18 protein-coding genes and 2 tRNA genes are annotated in these 16,842 nt (G+C 70.2%); 6 read left to right on the top strand and 14 right to left on the bottom strand.

The features are described 5' to 3' along the window. Positions 1 to 247: 247 nt before the first annotated feature. The 4 genes from LV457_RS09215 to LV457_RS09200 all read right to left on the bottom strand — a co-directional run bounded on the left by LV457_RS09215 (position 248) and on the right by LV457_RS09200 (position 3,084). Entirely contained in the window at positions 248 to 895 is a 648-nt protein-coding gene (locus tag LV457_RS09215) for an ATP-dependent Clp protease proteolytic subunit (protein WP_232170501.1), read from the bottom strand. Continuing rightward, positions 888 to 1,475 (bottom strand): ATP-dependent Clp protease proteolytic subunit, encoded by a 588-nt coding sequence (locus LV457_RS09210; protein WP_232170906.1) that lies wholly within the window; start codon positions 1,473 to 1,475, stop codon positions 888 to 890. The genes LV457_RS09215 and LV457_RS09210 overlap by 8 nt, the downstream gene beginning before the upstream one ends. Positions 1,476 to 1,581: 106 nt before the next feature. Beyond that, on the bottom strand, positions 1,582 to 2,961 hold the full coding sequence (gene tig / locus LV457_RS09205) for a trigger factor (RefSeq protein WP_232170500.1): 1,380 nt from the start codon (positions 2,959 to 2,961) through the stop codon (positions 1,582 to 1,584). Positions 2,962 to 3,010: 49 nt separating this feature from the next. Next, positions 3,011 to 3,084, bottom strand: a tRNA-Pro gene (locus LV457_RS09200). A 118-nt stretch (positions 3,085 to 3,202) separates the two neighbouring features. On the opposite strand from LV457_RS09200, the gene LV457_RS09195 reads away from it, so the two are divergent. Beyond that, positions 3,203 to 3,273: transfer RNA gene (locus LV457_RS09195), tRNA-Gly, on the top strand. Between the two features lie 8 nt (positions 3,274 to 3,281). Here the strand turns inward: LV457_RS09195 and LV457_RS09190 are convergent. Continuing rightward, positions 3,282 to 4,796 carry a serine hydrolase gene (locus LV457_RS09190; RefSeq protein WP_232170499.1) on the bottom strand — a complete coding sequence of 505 codons (1,515 nt, stop codon included), beginning with the start codon at positions 4,794 to 4,796 and terminating at the stop codon, positions 3,282 to 3,284. A 247-nt stretch (positions 4,797 to 5,043) separates the two neighbouring features. Here LV457_RS09190 and LV457_RS09185 point away from each other — a divergent pair, with 247 nt between their 5' ends. Both LV457_RS09185 and LV457_RS09180 read left to right on the top strand, forming a co-directional pair. Continuing rightward, complete coding sequence (locus LV457_RS09185; RefSeq protein ID WP_232170904.1) at positions 5,044 to 5,706, top strand: DUF1906 domain-containing protein; 663 nt, start codon at positions 5,044 to 5,046, stop codon at positions 5,704 to 5,706. Positions 5,707 to 5,815: 109 nt separating this feature from the next. Next, complete coding sequence (locus LV457_RS09180) at positions 5,816 to 6,655, top strand: class I SAM-dependent methyltransferase (RefSeq protein WP_232170498.1); 840 nt, start codon at positions 5,816 to 5,818, stop codon at positions 6,653 to 6,655. 14 nt (positions 6,656 to 6,669) lie between these two features. Here LV457_RS09180 and LV457_RS09175 read toward each other — a convergent pair whose 3' ends face one another. Beyond that, on the bottom strand, positions 6,670 to 6,885 hold the full coding sequence (locus LV457_RS09175) for an excalibur calcium-binding domain-containing protein (RefSeq protein WP_374198784.1): 216 nt from the start codon (positions 6,883 to 6,885) through the stop codon (positions 6,670 to 6,672). A 126-nt stretch (positions 6,886 to 7,011) separates the two neighbouring features. Here LV457_RS09175 and LV457_RS09170 point away from each other — a divergent pair, with 126 nt between their 5' ends. Next, positions 7,012 to 7,434, top strand: a complete 423-nt coding sequence (locus tag LV457_RS09170) for a hypothetical protein (protein ID WP_232170497.1) — start codon at positions 7,012 to 7,014, stop codon at positions 7,432 to 7,434. Between the two features lie 120 nt (positions 7,435 to 7,554). Here the strand turns inward: LV457_RS09170 and LV457_RS09165 are convergent, their stop codons facing one another. The 4 genes from LV457_RS09165 to LV457_RS09150 are packed head-to-tail and all read right to left on the bottom strand — an operon-like array spanning position 7,555 to position 11,172. Further along, a complete protein-coding gene (locus LV457_RS09165; protein ID WP_232170496.1) occupies positions 7,555 to 9,198 on the bottom strand; it encodes a Na+/H+ antiporter in 1,644 nt (547 codons plus the stop codon). A 38-nt stretch (positions 9,199 to 9,236) separates the two neighbouring features. Continuing rightward, positions 9,237 to 10,055 (bottom strand): zinc finger domain-containing protein, encoded by an 819-nt coding sequence (locus LV457_RS09160; protein ID WP_232170495.1) that lies wholly within the window; start codon positions 10,053 to 10,055, stop codon positions 9,237 to 9,239. Positions 10,056 to 10,057: 2 nt separating this feature from the next. After that, a complete protein-coding gene (locus LV457_RS09155) occupies positions 10,058 to 10,537 on the bottom strand; it encodes a ribose-5-phosphate isomerase (protein ID WP_232170494.1) in 480 nt (159 codons plus the stop codon). Positions 10,538 to 10,551: 14 nt separating this feature from the next. Continuing rightward, positions 10,552 to 11,172, bottom strand: coding sequence for a DsbA family protein (locus tag LV457_RS09150; protein WP_232170493.1), 621 nt, complete (start codon positions 11,170 to 11,172; stop codon positions 10,552 to 10,554). A 94-nt stretch (positions 11,173 to 11,266) separates the two neighbouring features. Between LV457_RS09150 and pepN the strand changes: the two genes are divergently transcribed. After that, a complete protein-coding gene (pepN, locus tag LV457_RS09145) occupies positions 11,267 to 13,855 on the top strand; it encodes an aminopeptidase N (RefSeq protein WP_232170492.1) in 2,589 nt (862 codons plus the stop codon). Between the two features lie 52 nt (positions 13,856 to 13,907). Here the strand turns inward: pepN and LV457_RS09140 are convergent, their stop codons facing one another. The 4 genes from LV457_RS09140 to LV457_RS09125 all read right to left on the bottom strand — a co-directional run bounded on the left by LV457_RS09140 (position 13,908) and on the right by LV457_RS09125 (position 16,360). Beyond that, positions 13,908 to 14,870 (bottom strand): ferritin-like domain-containing protein, encoded by a 963-nt coding sequence (locus LV457_RS09140; protein WP_232170491.1) that lies wholly within the window; start codon positions 14,868 to 14,870, stop codon positions 13,908 to 13,910. A 126-nt stretch (positions 14,871 to 14,996) separates the two neighbouring features. Then, positions 14,997 to 15,467, bottom strand: a complete 471-nt coding sequence (locus LV457_RS09135) for a DUF5130 domain-containing protein (RefSeq protein ID WP_232170490.1) — start codon at positions 15,465 to 15,467, stop codon at positions 14,997 to 14,999. Further along, positions 15,454 to 15,693, bottom strand: a complete 240-nt coding sequence (locus LV457_RS09130) for a hypothetical protein (protein ID WP_232170900.1) — start codon at positions 15,691 to 15,693, stop codon at positions 15,454 to 15,456. Before LV457_RS09130 ends, LV457_RS09135 begins: the two co-directional genes overlap by 14 nt. A gap of 43 nt (positions 15,694 to 15,736) precedes the next feature. Then, positions 15,737 to 16,360 carry an HNH endonuclease gene (locus LV457_RS09125; RefSeq protein WP_232170489.1) on the bottom strand — a complete coding sequence of 208 codons (624 nt, stop codon included), beginning with the start codon at positions 16,358 to 16,360 and terminating at the stop codon, positions 15,737 to 15,739. Between the two features lie 66 nt (positions 16,361 to 16,426). On the opposite strand from LV457_RS09125, the gene LV457_RS09120 reads away from it, so the two are divergent. Further along, a complete protein-coding gene (locus tag LV457_RS09120; RefSeq protein WP_374198782.1) occupies positions 16,427 to 16,840 on the top strand; it encodes a globin in 414 nt (137 codons plus the stop codon). The last annotated feature ends 2 nt before the right edge of the window (positions 16,841 to 16,842 follow it).

Genomic DNA, 16,842 nt, shown 5'->3' with positions numbered 1-16,842 from the left:
GGATGCAGTCCTACTTCCTGTTCGCTGTCGCGGGTGGTTCCGACCAGCTGAGCTGGGTGTTGGTATCGACGCTACCCGCTTGTTCCGCCGGGTTGCGACCTATGACACGAATCGCGTCGGTGGTATTCGGAGTCTGTGTGTACTGCGGAGAACATAGCGCGAGAGACGTCCCCACAACGGCCAGGACACGGCACCGAATCGACGCCGTGTCCTGGTGGTACCGCTGCTGAGGCTGCCGAGCGCGCGGTCAGCCCTTCTGCGCCGACAGTTTGCGGTACTCCAGCACCGTGTCGATGATCCCGTAGTCGCGCGCCGCCTCGGCGGTGAGGATCTTGTCGCGGTCGGTGTCCTTGCGGATGGTGTCGGCGTCCTTGCCGGTGTGCCGCGCGAGGGTCACCTCCATCAGGGTGCGCATGCGCTCGATCTCCGCGGCCTGGATCTCCAGGTCGGAGAACTGGCCCTGGATGACGCCCCCGAGCGACGGCTGGTGGATGAGCACGCGGGCGTTCGGCAGCGCCAGCCGCTTGCCGGGGGTGCCGGCGGCCAGCAGCACCGCGGCCGCCGACGCGGCCTGGCCGAGGCAGACGGTCTGGATGTCGGCCCGGACGTACTGCATGGTGTCGTAGATCGCCATCAGCGAGGTGAACGAACCGCCCGGGGAGTTGATGTACATCGTGATGTCGCGGTCCGGGTCCTGCGACTCCAACACCAGCAGCTGCGCCATCACGTCGTTGGCGGACACGTCGTCGACCTGGGCGCCGAGGAAGATGATCCGCTCGTCGAAGAGCTTCGCGTAGGGGTCGACGATCCGCTCGCCGAGGTGCGTGCGCTCGCTGAACTGCGGCAGCACATACCGCGCCTGCGGCGCGATGCGAGGGTCGAGCTGGTCAGACATTGGAGACTCCGTTGAGTTCGGCGCGGGTGATGATGTGGTCGACGAAGCCGTATTCGAGGGCTTCGGAGGCGGTGAACCACCGGTCGCGGTCGGAGTCGGCCTCGATGCGCTCGATGGGCTGGCCGGTGAACTCGGCGTTGAGCCGGAACATCTCCTTCTTGATCAGCGCGAACTGCTCGGCCTGGATCGCGATGTCCGCGGCGCTGCCCGTCACACCGCCCAGCGGCTGATGCATCAGGATGCGGGCGTGCGGCAGGGCGTAGCGCTTGCCCTTCGTCCCGGCGGCGAGCAGGAACTCGCCCATCGACGCGGCCATGCCCATGGCGTAGGTCGCGACGTCGCACGGCGCGAGCACCATGGTGTCGTATATCGCCATGCCGGCGCTGATCGAGCCGCCGGGCGAGTTGATGTACAGCGAGATGTCCTTGGTCGGATCCTCGGCGGCGAGCAGCAGGATCTGCGCGCACAGCCGGTTGGCGACGTCGTCGTCGACCTGAGAACCCAGGAAGATGATCCGCTCGGCGAGCAGCCGCTCGAAGACGGAGTCGGTCAGATTGAGACCCTGCGTAGGCGAGCGCATGTCACTCACGAATTGGTACCTGCTTTCTCCACGATGCGTACTCCCCGAACACTAACCAACCCACGACGCCCGCGACCGGCAGGAACCGGCCCGTTCGCTCTCAGCGTCACGCCTCGCCGTCGGCGGCGTCGTCGGTGCTCTGAGGCTTGGAGTCCGCGGCGGCGTCGCCGGGTCCGAAGAACTCCTCGGTGTCGATGGCGTTGCCGGCGGTGTCGGTGACGGTTGCCTTGCGCACCACCGCGGCGAGCGCCTTGCCCCGCCGCACGTCGGCGAACATCGCGGGCAGCTGGTTGTTCTGCTGCAGAAAGGCCAGCAGCTGCTGCGGCTCGATGCCGTACTGCCGCGACTGCAGCACCAGCCGCTCGGTGACGTCCTCCTGGGTCACCTGGACGTCGAGCTCGTCGGCGAGCGCGTCGACCAGCAGCTGCACCTTGACCGCCTTCTCGGCGTTCTCGCGCGCGTCGGCGTCGAACTGCTCGCGGGTGGTGCCCTGCTCTTCGAGCGCCGCGGCGAACCGTTCCTCGTCGTGGTCCAGCCCGTGGATGGCGTTGTGCACGGTCTCGTCGACCTGCGCCTGCACGATCTTCTCCGGCACCGGCACGTCGACCTGCTCGAGCAGCGTCTCGAGCGCCTTGTCGCGGATCTGCTCGGCCTGCTGCGCCCGCTTCGCGCGGCTGACCTGCTCGACGAGGCTCTGCTTCAGCTCGTCGATGGTGTCGAACTCGCTGGCAAGCTGGGCGAAGTCGTCGTCGGGCTCGGGCAGCTCGCGTTCCTTGACCGACTGCACGGTGACGGTGACCTGCGCTTCCTTGCCGGCGTGCTCACCGGCGACGAGCGTCGTGGTGAACTGCTTGGTCTCGCCGGCCGACATGCCGAGCAGCGCCTCGTCGAGGCCGTCGATCAGCTGGCCGGAGCCCACCTCGTGCGAGAGCCCCTCGGTCGAGGCGTCGGGCACGTCCTGGCCGTCGACGGTGGCCGACAGGTCGAGGGAGACGAAGTCGCCGTTTTGCACCGGACGGTCGACACCGGTGAGGGTGCCGAAGCGCGCGCGCAGCGACTGCAGCTCGGCGTCGACCTCCTTGTCGGAGACCTCGATGGGGTCGACGGTGATGGTCAGGCCGGCAAGGTCCGGCAACGTCAGCTTCGGGCGAATGTCGACCTCGGCGGTGAAGACCAGTTCTTCGCCGTCCTCGATCTTGGTGATCTCGATCTCCGGCTGCCCGAGCGGCTGCACCTCGGAGGTGGTGACGGCCTCGCTGTAGCGCTGCGGCAGTGCGTCGTTGACAACCTGCTCCAGCACCGCGCCACGACCGATGCGCGCCTCCAGCAACTTCGCGGGCGCCTTGCCGGGCCGGAAGCCGGGCAGCCGCACCTGCTGTGCGAGCTGCTTGTACGCGCGGTCGAAATCGGGTTGGAGTTCGCTGAAGGGCACCTCCACGTTGATCCGAACCCGCGTGGGGCTCAGCTGCTCGACGGTGCTCTTCACAGATGTCTCCTCGTTGTCTGGGGTGGTCTTCGCACACCGGTGTCGGCGGTCGGGGTGACAGGATTTGAACCTGCGGCCTTCCGCTCCCAAAGCGGATGCGCTACCAAGCTGCGCTACACCCCGTGCTGGACGGTCACTGACCACGCGATCCTACGGGGCGGCGCTCGACGAGCAGCAGTCGGTTTCAGCGGAGCGGCGATTGGCTCCGCGCGGGGTGTCCGTCGTAAGGTTGCCCCTACATGCGGGCGTAGCTCAATGGTAGAGCCCTAGTCTTCCAAACTAGCTACGCGGGTTCGATTCCCGTCGCCCGCTCTCCGAGGTCAGCCGAGACCGAGCGCCTGAGCGGCCGCGGTGGCGATCGCCGCCCGGAGCGGCGTCATCGGCGGGCTGCCGCGCAGATGGATCGAGTTTGCGAGGATCACGACGTAGCTGTCGCTGCCCGGGTCCAGCCACAGCGACGCACCGGTGAACCCGGTGTGGCCGAAACTGCCGACGGGAAAGATCCTGCCCCGCGGCTGCGACTGCGGGGTGTCGATGTCCCAGCCGAAGCCGCGCAGGTTCTGCCCGCCGATGGCCGGGTAGTTCGCCGCCTGCATCGGGTCCCTGCTGCTGGGGCCGGCCGCATCGTCCGCGCGCCGCGCCGCATCGACCTGCTCGGTCGAATGGCCGGGCTGTTGGGGGCTCGTCATCAGCTGCAGCGTCGCCTGAGTCAGCGGGAACGGGCTCGGCCGCCCCGCGAGACGGTCCAGCAGGGCCTGGGCGTAGCGGCTGACGTCGTCGGCGGTGGCGAAGACACCGGCGTGACCCGCGACCCCGCCCATCCGCCGTGCGGTGGTGTCGTGCACGGTTCCCCGCAACAGACCGTCGAGGTCAGGATTCGCGGCCGGCTCACCCCGGCTCTCCTCGTCGCGGGCGGTCGGTGCGATGCGCGGCAGCAGCGCGGTGTTCCAGCTGAGCTCGGGACACTCGCCCGGCGACCCGCTCGTCGCGGCAGCCCCGGCGATCGCGGCACCCCGGACCGTGTGCGGACCGCATGCCTTCGCAAGCGGCAGAAAGCGGCTGTCCGCCATGCCGAGCGGTCCGAAGACCTCCCGCTGGACGTAGACGTCGAGGTCTTCCCCCGCAACCTTCTCCACGATCGCGCCGAGCAGGATGAAGTTGATGTCGGAATAGCGGAAGCGCTTCCCGGGATCCGACTCCAACGGTGTGGTGAGGGCACGACGGATGCCCTCCGCCTTGTCCGGCCTCGGCAGGCCCCACGGGTCGCCCAGGTTGACGTCGCCGGTCTCGCCGGAGGTATGAGTCAACAGCATCCGGACGGTGACCTTCGAACGCCGCGGATCGCCCGGCGCGTCGAACCCCGGCAGGTAGCGCTCGACCGGGTCGTCGAATTGGATCGAGCCGTGTTCGTGCAGCTGCATGACGGCGGTCGCCGTCGCGAGCACCTTCGTCAGCGAGGCGATGTCGAAGATGGTGTTCTCGGTCATCGGTTCCGCGGGCGCAGGCAGTCCGTCGAGCCCCGGCTCCCCGGCGGCTTTGCGCTCGCCGTACGCCTGTCGGAAGACGACCTTGCCGGCGTGTCCGACGACCACGACGGCTCCCGGGAGCCGTTGCGCGGCAATGGCATCGCGCACCAGGGCGGAGATCGGCGCGAACTCGGGCGCGGGCGCTGGATTGGGTGGGGCGGACGATGCGGTCGGTGGCGCAGCGGCCACCTGCGGAACCGGGGAGGCGGCGGTGCCGGCCGATCGCTCCGCCGGGCCACACGCCGACGCCGCGAGCACGATCGCGACCACCCCGACACGCAGGATCGTTCGCCCGATGTTCGTCATCATGGTGAACTCTCCCCCGCACTGCGTCCTGCGTCAGCTTAGGGCGAGCGTTCGACGTCTCGAACTCGATCCGCGTCGAGGTCGGGGTGGATACCATCGCGCGGTGCCGGAATCGACGTCGCCGCGCCACAGCTTGCGCCCTCGACCGCGGCGTGAGGTGCTGCGTGTGGCCGTGCTGGCGCCGTTGTCGGCGGTCATCGGCGCGGCGGCCACCACCCTGCGGCCGCTCACCGCTACGGCCGCACCGCGCATGCGGCTGATCGATTTCACGCATCGACTCGTGCCGGCCGCTGCGATCAGTTCCGCGGGATACGACGGCGCGCTGGTCTACGTGTCCGAACTCCGGCCGGGCGCCGACTTCGACTTCAAGCCCGTCACCCGCGAGTACGCCGACTCCCTGCGCGCCGAGGGCCTGCAGGTGGTGAGCTGCTACCAATACGGCAAACCGGGTTGGCCCACGCCGTCGGACTACACCCGGGGATTCGACGGTGGCGTATCCGATGCCCGGACCGCACTGCGACTGCACGCCGCCGCGGGTGGGCCGCCGTCGGCGCCGATCTTCTTCAGCGTCGACGAGGACATCGACCTCGACACTTGGAAAACCGTTGCCGTGCAATGGTTCCGGGGTATCAACTCGGTTCTGGGAACGTCGCGGACCGGGATCTACGGGCACGCGGGCGCGTGCGGGTGGGCGATCGAGAACAAGGTGATCGGCGCCTCGACCACCCCGGGTCACTGGTGGGCGTGGCAGACCGTGGCATGGTCCGGCGGAGAAATCGAGTCCAGGGCGGTGCTCTACCAGAACGTCGTCGTCAGCGGACCCGGGACCGGGATCGCCCTGGCCGGAACGCGGGTCGACTCCAATGACGTGCTGGCGAGCGATTTCGGGCAGTGGGGCCTGGCCAGGACCTGACACGCGCGTTGGACCGAGAGCCCGATGTCGCCAACCGGAGTATGTGGCGAAGGTGGTTGCCTTCGCCAGGAAGCTATCGCAAACGACGTGAACTGGTTATTCTTTGCCCATGCGGCGTCACTTCCGCACATACCGCAACGTCGGACATCGGCTGGTGGACGGCTGGATGTGCAGCGACGTGCTGTCGATGATCGAAGCCGTCGACGATGCGCAGCGAACCGCCGGCGTCACCGGCGCGGTCGCCGAGATCGGCGTCCACCACGGCAAGCTCTTCATCGGCCTCAAGCTGCTGCAAGACGGCGGGCGCGCGGTCGCGATCGACGTCTTCGAGGACCAGTCGCGCAACGTCGACGGGTCGGGCGAGGGCGACCGAACGCGGTTTCTCGCGAACGTGGCGCGGTGGTCGGACACCGACGGGCTGGTGGTGCACCAGGGTGATTCGACGCTGCTCGCACCACCGCAGCTGCGCGAGCTCGCCGGGGGGCCGGTGCGAATCATCAGTGTCGACGGCGGACACACCGCGGAGACGGTGCACAGCGACCTGCGCCTCGCCGAGGCGACGCTTGCCGACGGCGGCGTCGTGGTGGCCGACGACGTCTTCAACCACGAATGGCCCGGCGTCATCACCGGCACGCTCGCCTACCTCGAGGGCGGCGGTGCCGTGGCGCCGTTTGCGATCGGGTTCAACAAGGTGTTGTTCAGTCAGCCGCACCACTGCGCGCGGTATCGGGATGCCGTCGTCGCCGCCTTCGGCGACCGCCCGGGAGTTCATCGCAAGCGCTCGTACTTCGCAGGCCACGAGGTCGAGGTGCTCTCCCGTGCGACGCCCACCCCGCGTGAGGTGCTGCGCCGGAGCTCGGTGGCGCGCTCGGTCTACGAGCTGGCCGTTGCGTGCTCGACACATGCGAAGGGGCGTGCGCAACGGGTCCGGTACGCACGCCCCTCGTGACCGTGGGCGGTCGATCAGGATTCGCAGGCGATCCCGTCGCCGTCGCGGTCGCCGCCGGACCAATAGTCCGGGTCACCTTGCGGGATGTTCGACCGGCCGTCGGCATGCGCCTGTGAGCAATTCTTGTATTGGCCCTCCGCGAGGGCCGCCGGCGCGGCAGCAACGCCGGCGGCCATCAGCACAGCCGCCGTCGCCACCAGTACTCGAACGAACATGACCCGCTCCTTCACTTAATTGACGTCCCCGTAACCTAACGCGGACTGTAGCGGTTCCGTGATGTCGATCACAACTCCGGTCCGACGCGCCGGATCGGCGATTGATCGACAGGACCGGCCGGTGTGCGGAAGAGTTGCCCCATGACGCCTCCCCGGCTCCCGAAGGCCAGCGATGTGAAGAACGCCGCGCAGGCGGCCGTGGACGCCGCGCAGGAAGCGGCCGGTGGCGCGATGCGCATCCCGCCGGCGTCGGCTCAGCTGATCGCGCAGCTACCGGGTCTCATCGAGAACCTCGCTGCGGCCACCGAACGGCTCAACGCCACGCTCGACCGGGCCGAGCGGTATATGGCGCTGGCGGATCCCACGCTGCGCGCGATCGATCGGCTGCTGCCCCAGCTCGAGGCGCAGCTCGCTCGCGGCGACGACGTGCTGCGCACACTGCGGCAGGTGCCCGGCGTCAGCACCTTCGGTCGGTTGACCGGCCTCTCGCCGGAGGCAGCTGCCCAGGAGGGCCAGGCCGCGGACGAGAAGCCGAAGCGGCGTCCGCGGCGCGGCAATCGCTGATCGCCTCGCCGTTCGCCGGCGGGAGGCCGGCGTCGGGCCGGGTGTCCGGCGAACGTCGGCGTGTCGCCGAGGACACGCCGATATCGAGCGACGGGTAATCGACGTTCGGCGGGCGGGCGCCTAGATCCGGCTCTCCAGCCGCGCGGTGACGCCGGCCTCCTGCAGGTCGAGGCGCTCGAGCATGGCCCGGACGGACTCGTCGTCGATGCGGCCGGCGTCGCGTTCGGCGATGAGCGCGCAGCGCTGCGCGCACAGCACTTCGCGGTACAGCGCGGAGAACACCTCGGCCCGCAGCGTGTGGGCGTCGGGATCGGGCATCTCGTCGGCGTCCTGCGACTGCCGGGCGATGGTCGCGGTGATCTCGGCGAGCACCCTCGGGTCGAGCCCGCTCGGCGGGCGCTCGCGAAAGGCGGTCAGCACCTCCTCGGCCGCGTCGTGCACCACCTGCTCCGCCTTGGCGGTCTCCTGCGCGACGCGCTCGGCGTCCTCGTCGGACAGGTGCAGCCGGCGGATCAGCACCGGCAGCGTCCAGCCCTGGATGAGCAGCGTGCCGACGCTGACGACGAAGGCGATCGCCTGGATGGCGGCACGGTCGGGGAACGGTTCGCCGGTCTCGGTGACCAGCGGGATGCCCGAGGCGGCCGCGAGTGTCACCACGCCGCGCATGCCCGTCCACGAGACCACCACGTTCTCCCGCCACGTCAGCGCCCGGCGGTCCGTCACCGACGCCGGCCGACCGGGCGGGCCGCTGCGCCTGCGGGCGCCGAGCACGCCGCGGCCCTGCTCCGAGAGCACGCGGCGGGAGAACATCAGGAACACCGACACCGGCCGGATCACCAACACGATGACGAGCACCACCACCGACGCCACCGCCACCTCGGCGAGCGATTCGTGCGCCTCGCGCAGCTCGTCGATGGTGAAGCGCAGCTGCAGCCCGATGTAGGCGAAGACGAACGCCTCCAGCAGCACGTCGAGCGAATTCCACACGTAGCGTTCCTGCAGCCGGGTCTGGTAGCCGGCGTCCACCGACCCGTGTCCCACGACGAACCCGGCGACCACCACCGCCAACACGCCCGACGCGTGGATGTGCTCGGCCGCGATGAACGCCGCGAACGGCACGACGATGCCCTGGATGGTCTCCAGACCGGGGTTGTTGAGCCGCCGGCGGATCCACAGCGTCACGTAGCCGAGGGCTCCGCCGACGATCGGGCCGAGCACGGCGCTGTAGGAGAACAGCAGCAACGGGTTGCCGATGAACGCGTGGGTGCCGGCGACGTGGGCCACCGCGATCGTGAACAGTGACAGCGCGGCGGCGTCGTTGATCAGGCTCTCACCGGTGAGGATCGCCATGACCCGCTTGGGCAGCCCCAACTTGCGGCCGACCGCGACGGCGGTGACGGCGTCGGGCGGGGCGACGACGGCGCCGAGCACCAGGGCGGTGGCGAACGTCAGCGGCACCACCAGCCACGCCGCGATGGCGGCGACGGCGAACGCGGTGACGACGACCAGTCCGATGCCCAACCCCAGGATCGGGCGGATGTTGCGCAGGAACGTCGGCACCGAGAAGTTCAGCGCCGCGGAGTACAGCAGCGGCGGCAGCACCACCGACAGCAGGATGTCGGACTCGAGCTCGATGCCGTTGAATCCCGGCAGAAACGACACGACGAAGCCGACGACCACGATCACCAGCGCCGGTTCCAGGCCGCGGCGGTGCGCCAGGGCGGTGACGATGATGGCGCCGACGACGACGAGGATCAGTTCCACGGGCGCATTCTCTCGTCAACCGACAACCGGCGCAGGCGTCAGTCCGACTGGCAGTGGGGACACCAGTACAGGTTCCGGCCCTCCACCACGGCGGTGCGAATCGGCGTCGCGCAGATCCGGCACGGTTCGCCGGTGCGCCGGTACACGTAGTGGCGCGGGCCGCCCGGCCGCCACGACGGCGCGCCGCGGTCGTCCTCCGTGCGGATCGTGATGATCCTCCCCCGCCGCAGGCCGACCTTCATCAGTGCGACGAGATCGTCCCAGGCGGCGGCGAATTCGTCGGACGTGATCGACGTGCCCGGCCGGTAGGGGTTGATGCGGTGCCGGAAGAGCAGCTCGCTGCGGTAGACGTTGCCGACGCCGGCCAGCACCGACTGGTCCATCAGCAGCGCGGCGATCGGCCGGCGCGACTTCGCGATCTTCGACCATGCCGGCGTCGGGTCGGCGTCGGGTCGCAGCGGGTCGGGGCCGAGCCGGGCCAGGATGGCGTCGACCTCGTGCTGGTCGAGCACCTCGCACGCGGTCGGGCCGCGCAGGTCGGTGCCGTACTCGGCGCCGACCATCCGCATGCGGACCGCTCCCCGCGGCGCCGGCAGCGGGACGGCGTGCTCGGTGAAGGTGCCATAGAGCCCGAGGTGCACGTGCACGATCAGTCCCCCGTCGCCCCGGCCGGGCCGGGCCCCGTAGTGGTGGAACAGGTGCTTGCCCCACGCGTCGGCCTTCTTCAGCACCCGGCCGTCGACGGCCGCGGCGCCCTCGGCGAACCGGCCCTGCGGGCTCGACACGGCGACCGGCGCCCGCGCGTAGCGCCGCTGGTGCAGCCGCGCGAGCCGGTGCAGCGTGTGGCCCTCCGGCACGGCTAGCCCGGCGCTCCGGGCACCGGCGGCGCGATGTGGGTGCGTTCGTAGTCGGCGAGGATGTCGATGCGGCGTTGATGGCGGTCGGCCTGCGACCACGGTGTCGAGACGAAGGCGTCGACGATGGCCAGCGCCTCCTCCCGCGTGTGCATGCGACCACCGATGCCGATCAGCTGCGCGTTGTTGTGCTCGCGGGCGAGCGCAGCGGTCTCCACGCTCCACGCCAGCGCGCAGCGGACCCCCGGCACCTTGTTCGCCGCGATCTGCTCGCCGTTGCCCGATCCGCCGAGCACGATGCCCAGGCTGCCCGGATCGGCCACCGTGGCCGACGCGGCGGCGATGCAGAACGCCGGGTAGTCGTCGTCGGCGTCATAGGTGAAGGCGCCGCAGTCGACCGGTTCGTGGCCGGTATCGGTGAGGTGGGCGAAGATCGCCTGCTTGAGTTCGTAACCGGCGTGGTCGGCCCCGAGGTAGACGCGCATGGGGACCGATTGTGTCAGGAGAAGTCCGGCGCCTCGGTGCGGCTGCGCTTGAGCTCCCAGAAGTGCGGATACGACGCGAAGGTCACCGATGCGTCCCACAGTTTGCCGGCCTCTTCGCCGCGCGGGATCTTCGACAGCACGGGCCCGAAGAACGCGACGCCGTTGACGTGGATGGTCGGCGTGCCGACGTCGTCGCCGACGGCGTCCATCCCCTCGTGGTGGCTGGCCCGCAGCGCGTCGTCGTAGGCGTCCGTCGTCGCCGCCTCGGCGAGCTCGGCGGGCAGGCCCACCTCGGCCAGCGATTCGGCGATGACCTTCGAGAAGTCAGGGTCGCTCTCGCGGTAGTTCTGGTTGTGGATGCGGGTGCCCATGGCGGTGTACAGCGGGCGCAGCACCTCCCGGCCGTGCTGCTGCTCGGCGGCGATCGCGACGCGCACCGGACCCCACGCCGTCTTCATCATTTCCCGGTAGTGCTCCGGCAGGTCGCGGCCCTCGTTGAGCACCGCCAGGCTCATGACGCGGAAGTCGACGTCGATGTCGCGGACCTTCTCGACCTCCAGGATCCAGCGCGACGTGATCCAGCACCACGGACACAGCGGGTCGAACCAGAATCCGGCGACGTCTTTCCCGGGCATGAGACTTCCTTTCGCGGCGGCGGTGTGGGGCCCAACGATTCACGCAACCATGCGCACCGCGCCGGTGTTCCCGCCAGCCGATAGGTTTGAACGCGTGGCACTCCCCAACCTCACCCGCGACCAGGCCGCCGAGCGAGCCGGCCTGGTCACCGTGGACAGCTACCGCATCGACCTCGACCTGACCGACGGGCAGGGCGCTCCCGGCGAGCGCACCTTCCGCTCGGTCACCACGGTCGAGTTCAACGCGACTCCCGGCGCCGAGACCTACCTCGACATCGCCGCCGACCGCATCCGCAGCGCCTCCCTGAACGGCGAGCCGATCGACGTGTCGGGCTACGACGAGTCCACCGGCATCCCGCTGCGCGGCCTGGCGCAGAGCAACGTCGCCGTCGTCGACGCCGACTGCCGCTACTCGAACACCGGCGAAGGGCTGCACCGCTTCGTCGATCCGGTCGACGACGAGGTGTACCTCTATTCGCAGTTCGAGACCGCCGACGCCAAGCGGATGTTCGCCTGCTTCGACCAGCCCGACCTGAAGGCCGCGTTCGACGTGACCGTCACCGCACCGTCGCACTGGGAGGTGGTGTCCAACGGCGCCACCGCCGCGATCGAGGAGCACGGCACAGCGAGCCGGCACACGTTCACCACCACGCCGCGGATGAGCACCTACCTCGTCGCGCTGATCGCCGGGCCGTACGCCCGCTGGGACGACAGCTACACCGACGAGCACGGCGAGATCCCGCTCGGGCTGTTCTGCCGGCGTTCGCTGGCCGAGCACATGGACGCCGAGCGGCTGTTCACCGAGACCAAACAGGGCTTCGGCTTCTATCACCGCAACTTCGGGGTGCCGTATGCGTTCGGCAAGTACGACCAGCTGTTCGTCCCGGAGTTCAACGCCGGCGCCATGGAGAACGCCGGCGCGGTGACGTTCCTCGAGGACTACGTGTTCCGGTCGAAGGTGACGCGCGCGTCCTACGAGCGGCGCGCCGAGACCGTGCTGCACGAGATGGCGCACATGTGGTTCGGCGACCTGGTCACCATGCGGTGGTGGGACGACCTGTGGCTCAACGAGTCCTTCGCGACGTTCGCGTCGGTGCTCTGCCAGGCCGAAGCCACCGAATACCGCCAGGCGTGGACCACGTTCGCCAACGTCGAGAAGTCGTGGGCGTACCGGCAGGACCAGCTGCCGTCGACGCATCCGGTCGCCGCCGACATCCCGGACCTGCATGCCGTCGAGGTCAACTTCGACGGCATCACCTACGCCAAGGGCGCCAGTGTGCTCAAGCAGCTGGTGGCCTACGTCGGGCTGGAAGAGTTCCTGTCCGGGCTGCGGGACTACTTCCGCGACCACGCCTACGGCAACGCCACCTTCGGCGATCTGTTGGGCGCGCTGGAGAAGGCGTCGGGCCGCGACCTGTCCGGCTGGGGCCGGCAGTGGCTCAAGACCACCGGCCTCAACACGCTGCGGGCCGACTTCGACGTCGACGACAGCGGCGCCTTCACCCGGTTCGCCGTCACCCAGAGCGGGGCGGCGCCCGGCGAGGGCGAGACCCGGGTGCACCGGCTCGCCATCGGCATCTACGACGACGAGAAGGCCGGCTCCGGCAAGCTCGTCCGCGTCCACCGCCAGGAGCTCGACGTCGAGGGCGAGACCACCGATGTGCCCGCGCTGCGCGGGGTGTCGCGGGGTCAGCTGGTGTTGGTCAACGACGACGACCTGACCTACTGCTCGCTGCGGCTGGACCCGGATTCGCTGCAGACGCTGCTGCGGCGCATCGCCGACATCGCCGAGCCGCTCCCGCGCACCCTCGCCTGGTCGGCGGCGTGGGAGATGACCCGCGACGCCGAGCTCAAGGCCCGCGACTTCGTGGCCCTGGTGGCCGGCGGCGTCCACGCCGAAACCGAGGTCGGGGTGGCGCAGCGGCTGCTGTTGCAGGCGCAGACGGCGCTGGGCTCTTACGCGGAGCCGCAGTGGGCGAAGCAGACGGGCTGGCCGGACTTCGCTGACCGGCTGCTGGAGCTGGCCCGCGACGCCGGACCCGGCTCCGATCACCAGCTGGCGTTCGTCAACGCGCTGTGCACGTCGGTGCTGTCGCCACGGCACACCGAGGTGCTGCACGCGCTGCTCGACGGCAAGCCGGCGGACCAGGGCCTCGCGGGCCTCACGGTGGACACCGACCTGCGGTGGCGCATTGTCACCGCGCTGGCCAACGCCGGGGTGATCGACGCCGACGGCCCCGAGACGCCGTTCATCGACGCCGAAGCGCGGCGTGACCCGACCGCGGCCGGCCGGCGCCAGGCGGCGGCCGCGTCGGCTGCCCGCCCGCAGCAGCGGGTCAAGGAGGAGGCGTGGCGGCGGGTGATGGAGGACGACACGCTCGCCAACGTCACGACCCGCGCGATCGTCAGCGGCATCACCGCGCCCGGCCACGCCGAACTGCTCACGCCGTTCACGCCCCGGTACTTCGAGGCCATCCGCGGCGTGTGGGACCGGCGCTCGAGTGAGGTGGCGCAGACCGTCGTGATCGGGCTGTACCCCTCCTGGGACATCAGCGACGAGGGCCTCGCGGCCGCCGACGACTTCCTGTCCGGCGAGGTGCCGCCGGCGCTGCGCCGGCTGGTGCTCGAAGGCCGCGCGGGCGTCGAGCGGGCGCTGCGGGCCCGCCGGTTCGACGCCGGCTGAGACGCGAAGAGCCCCCGCCGCGCGGCGGGGGCTCTTGCGGTACCGCGGTAGATCAGCCGATGCCGACGACCTCCCGGGCGATGTCGGCGAGCTTGGTCTGCGCGGCCGAGACCACGCTGTGGCGGTTCTTGTGCGTCTCCTCGAACGCCACGATCGCGCGGATGTCCGACGGCTCGGTCAGCTCCTTGATGGCCGCCACGGCTTCGCTGACGTTGAGCACCTCGTAGTCGGCGATCGGCAGCTCCTCGGGCTCCAGCGAGCCGATGTTCGCCCGCAGCGAGTGCAGCGCGTCCGCCGCGCCGTCGGCGCCCTGCTCGCGGGTGACCTTCTCGGCCGTCTCGAGCGCGGCCTCGCGGGACGCGTTGAGCGCCTTGGCGGCGACGTCGCCGGCGGCGGCGGCGCGGCTGGTCAGCTCGTTGACCACCGGCGGGGTGTTGCGCAGCGCCTCGACGGCGCGGTCGACGCCGCGGGCGGTCAGCCACATCGGCAGGTTCACCAGCCGGACGGCGGCACCCGCGGCGGCCTGCAGCGGGGTGCGTCGCAGCGCGGCCGGGCCGCCGAGGGCGTCCTCGGCGAGCACGGTGGTCAGCCAGTCGACGGTCGCCGCGTGCGCGGTGATGAGCCGGTCGGCGAGCGCCTGCACGTCCCGCTCACCAGCGGCGACGGCCAGCGCCTTGACGTAGCGGGCCCGGTCGAGCAGCTGGTGCTCGAGAGCGAGGTCCCCGAGCAGGGCCTCGTCGAACGGCTGCGACTGCTCGGTGAGCGCCTTGACCGCAGCCGCCGCGCGGCCGAGGATGGGACCGATGACGTCGGGGTAGCCGCCGAGCGCGCGCAGCGCGTTCTCGATGGCCTCGGCGCGGGCGCGGCCGTTGGCGGCGTTCTGGCTGAGCTCGGTGCGGACCGCTTCGGTCCGGGCCTGGGCCACGCGGGTCTCGGCGACCTGGATCTCGGTGTTGGTCAGATCGAGCAGGGTGCGCAACTGCGTTATCAGCGTTGCGGTATCGGGTGTGGTCATGTGTTTCGCCCCTTCAGCGTTGACAGTGTCGTCGGCGCGAGGTGCACCAGGGAATCGGCTACCCGGCGCCCGCGAGGCAACAAACTGACGGGGGCGAAATGTGACGTATGTCTAACGCAGCGCGTGTCAGGGCGGGGAGACGCCGGCGCTCAGCACGCGGATGCCGCTGAGCAGGCCGTCGATGAGGTCGCCGCTCTCCTGGAACGCCGAGGCGGCCGCCGCGACGCCGAGCGGCGCCGCGGACTCGATGCCGCGACCCTTCACCGCGTCGCCGTACACCACCTCGATGGCGCGCTGGTTGGGCGACACCGCCAGCAACACGGCGTTCTCCGGCGTCGGGATGTGCGCGAACACCTCCCGCGCGCCCGCGGCGGTGTCCTCGCCGAGGTCGCCGATGTAGACGGCGAAGCGGGCCTTCGCGGCGCGCGACCCGTAGGTCAGCGCGTCATCGAGCATCACCAGCCGCTTGATTGGGAAGGGGTACTGCAGCGAGAGCTTGCCCGGCTCGGTGACTCCGGAGAGCCGGCCGCTCGAGGTGATGGCGTAGCCGGCGGGCAGGTCGGTGTCGCCGTAGCGGGTCAGCTCACCACGTTCCACTTGCGCCGCCTCCGATCCGAAGTTCGCCGCCCTCGTGATGAGGCGACTGGCCACCCTGCTCCTGCACGTGTCCGAACATGTGCTCGTCGACGGCCGCCCACAGGATCGGCGGGTGCTTCCATTCCTGGTCCAGCGTGTAGCTGTCGGGATGCGGACCCTTGCGGGAGAAGATCGGTACCGCCAGGGCTGCCGTCAACAGCGCCGCGGTCCCGACGGCGATGAGCATGGCCTCAACGAAAGTCACGCAGAGGAACTTATCGCAGCCGCTCTCAGGCCGCGCCCTCGCCCAGGTATCGCGCCCACGCCGGGTCGAGTTCCTTCACGCTGCTGAGCAACCGCCAGTGCTGGCCCTTCGGCGGCAGCGGCGCATGGCGCAGCGACCAGCCCAGCTCGCCGAGCAGCCGATCGGCCTTGCGGTGATTACACGTCGAACAGGCCGCGACGCAGTTCTCCCAGGTGTGTTCGCCGCCGCGGCTGCGGGGGACCACGTGGTCGACGGTGTCGGCCTTGGCGCCGCAGTACGCACAGCGGAACCCGTCGCGGTGCATCAGCGCCGCCCGCGTCATCGGGATCCGCGCCCGGTACGGCACCCGCACATAGGTCCGCAGCCGGATCACCGACGGCACCGCGATCGCCCGGCTCGCCGAGTGGATCACCGGGCCGGCGGGGTCGTCGTGCACCACGTCGGCCTTGCCGCACAGCAGCATCACCACGGCCCGCCGCAGGGGCAGCGCCGTCAGCGGTTCGTAGGTGGAGTTCAGCAGCAGCACCCGCCGCCGGCCCCAGACGGCGGTGTCGGCGGGCGCGGGAACGGAGGTCAGAGTCGGCACGGCGGTAGGCCGGGCGGTAGCCGTCGCGGTCGAGCGACCGCGATTCCGTGTGCGCTGCGCCATGAATCCTCCGCGCACAGTCCACCACGGATCGACCACGGTCGCACGGTATTTCTCCGCCGGGTCACAATGGTGGGGATGTCACAGGAAACGGCGGGAGCGACGTCCTTCTACGACGCGGTGGGTGGGCACGAGACCTTCCGGCGCATCGTCGGCTCGTTCTACGCGCAGGTGCGCGACGACGAGGTCCTGCGGCCGCTATATCCGGAGGAGGACCTGTACGCCGCCGAGGTGCGGCTGCTTCTGTTCTTGGAGCAGTACTGGGGCGGCCCGCGCACCTACTCCGAGCAACGCGGGCATCCGCGGCTGCGGATGCGGCATGCGCCGTTCCGGATCGGGCCGCTCGAGCGCGATGCGTGGCTGCGCTGCATGCACTCGGCGGTCGCCGAGATCGACCGCGACACCCTCGACGACGAGCACCGCCGCGAGCTGCTGGCCTATCTGGAGATGGCCGCGCACTCGATGGTGAACTCACCGTTCTGAGC

The sequence above is a fragment of the Mycobacterium sp. MYCO198283 genome (assembly GCF_021213805.1).
GTDB lineage: Bacteria > Actinomycetota > Actinomycetes > Mycobacteriales > Mycobacteriaceae > Mycobacterium.
The sequence above is the reverse complement of the archived record's forward strand: the minus strand, read 5'-3'. Positions and strand labels throughout refer to the sequence as shown.

Coding starts and splice junctions, on each gene's coding strand:
- LV457_RS09215 (WP_232170501.1), bottom strand. CDS start 895: ATGTCTGACCAGCTCGACCCTCGCATCGCGCCGCAGGCGCGGTATGTG.
- LV457_RS09210 (WP_232170906.1), bottom strand. CDS start 1,475: ATGCGCTCGCCTACGCAGGGTCTCAATCTGACCGACTCCGTCTTCGAG.
- LV457_RS09190 (WP_232170499.1), bottom strand. CDS start 4,796: ATGATGACGAACATCGGGCGAACGATCCTGCGTGTCGGGGTGGTCGCG.
- LV457_RS09185 (WP_232170904.1), top strand. CDS start 5,044: ATGCGGCTGATCGATTTCACGCATCGACTCGTGCCGGCCGCTGCGATC.
- LV457_RS09180 (WP_232170498.1), top strand. CDS start 5,816: ATGCGGCGTCACTTCCGCACATACCGCAACGTCGGACATCGGCTGGTG.
- LV457_RS09170 (WP_232170497.1), top strand. CDS start 7,012: ATGACGCCTCCCCGGCTCCCGAAGGCCAGCGATGTGAAGAACGCCGCG.
- LV457_RS09155 (WP_232170494.1), bottom strand. CDS start 10,537: ATGCGCGTCTACCTCGGGGCCGACCACGCCGGTTACGAACTCAAGCAG.
- LV457_RS09150 (WP_232170493.1), bottom strand. CDS start 11,172: ATGCCCGGGAAAGACGTCGCCGGATTCTGGTTCGACCCGCTGTGTCCG.
- LV457_RS09140 (WP_232170491.1), bottom strand. CDS start 14,870: ATGACCACACCCGATACCGCAACGCTGATAACGCAGTTGCGCACCCTG.
- LV457_RS09130 (WP_232170900.1), bottom strand. CDS start 15,693: ATGCTCATCGCCGTCGGGACCGCGGCGCTGTTGACGGCAGCCCTGGCG.
- LV457_RS09125 (WP_232170489.1), bottom strand. CDS start 16,360: ATGGCGCAGCGCACACGGAATCGCGGTCGCTCGACCGCGACGGCTACC.
- LV457_RS09120 (WP_374198782.1), top strand. CDS start 16,427: ATGGTGGGGATGTCACAGGAAACGGCGGGAGCGACGTCCTTCTACGAC.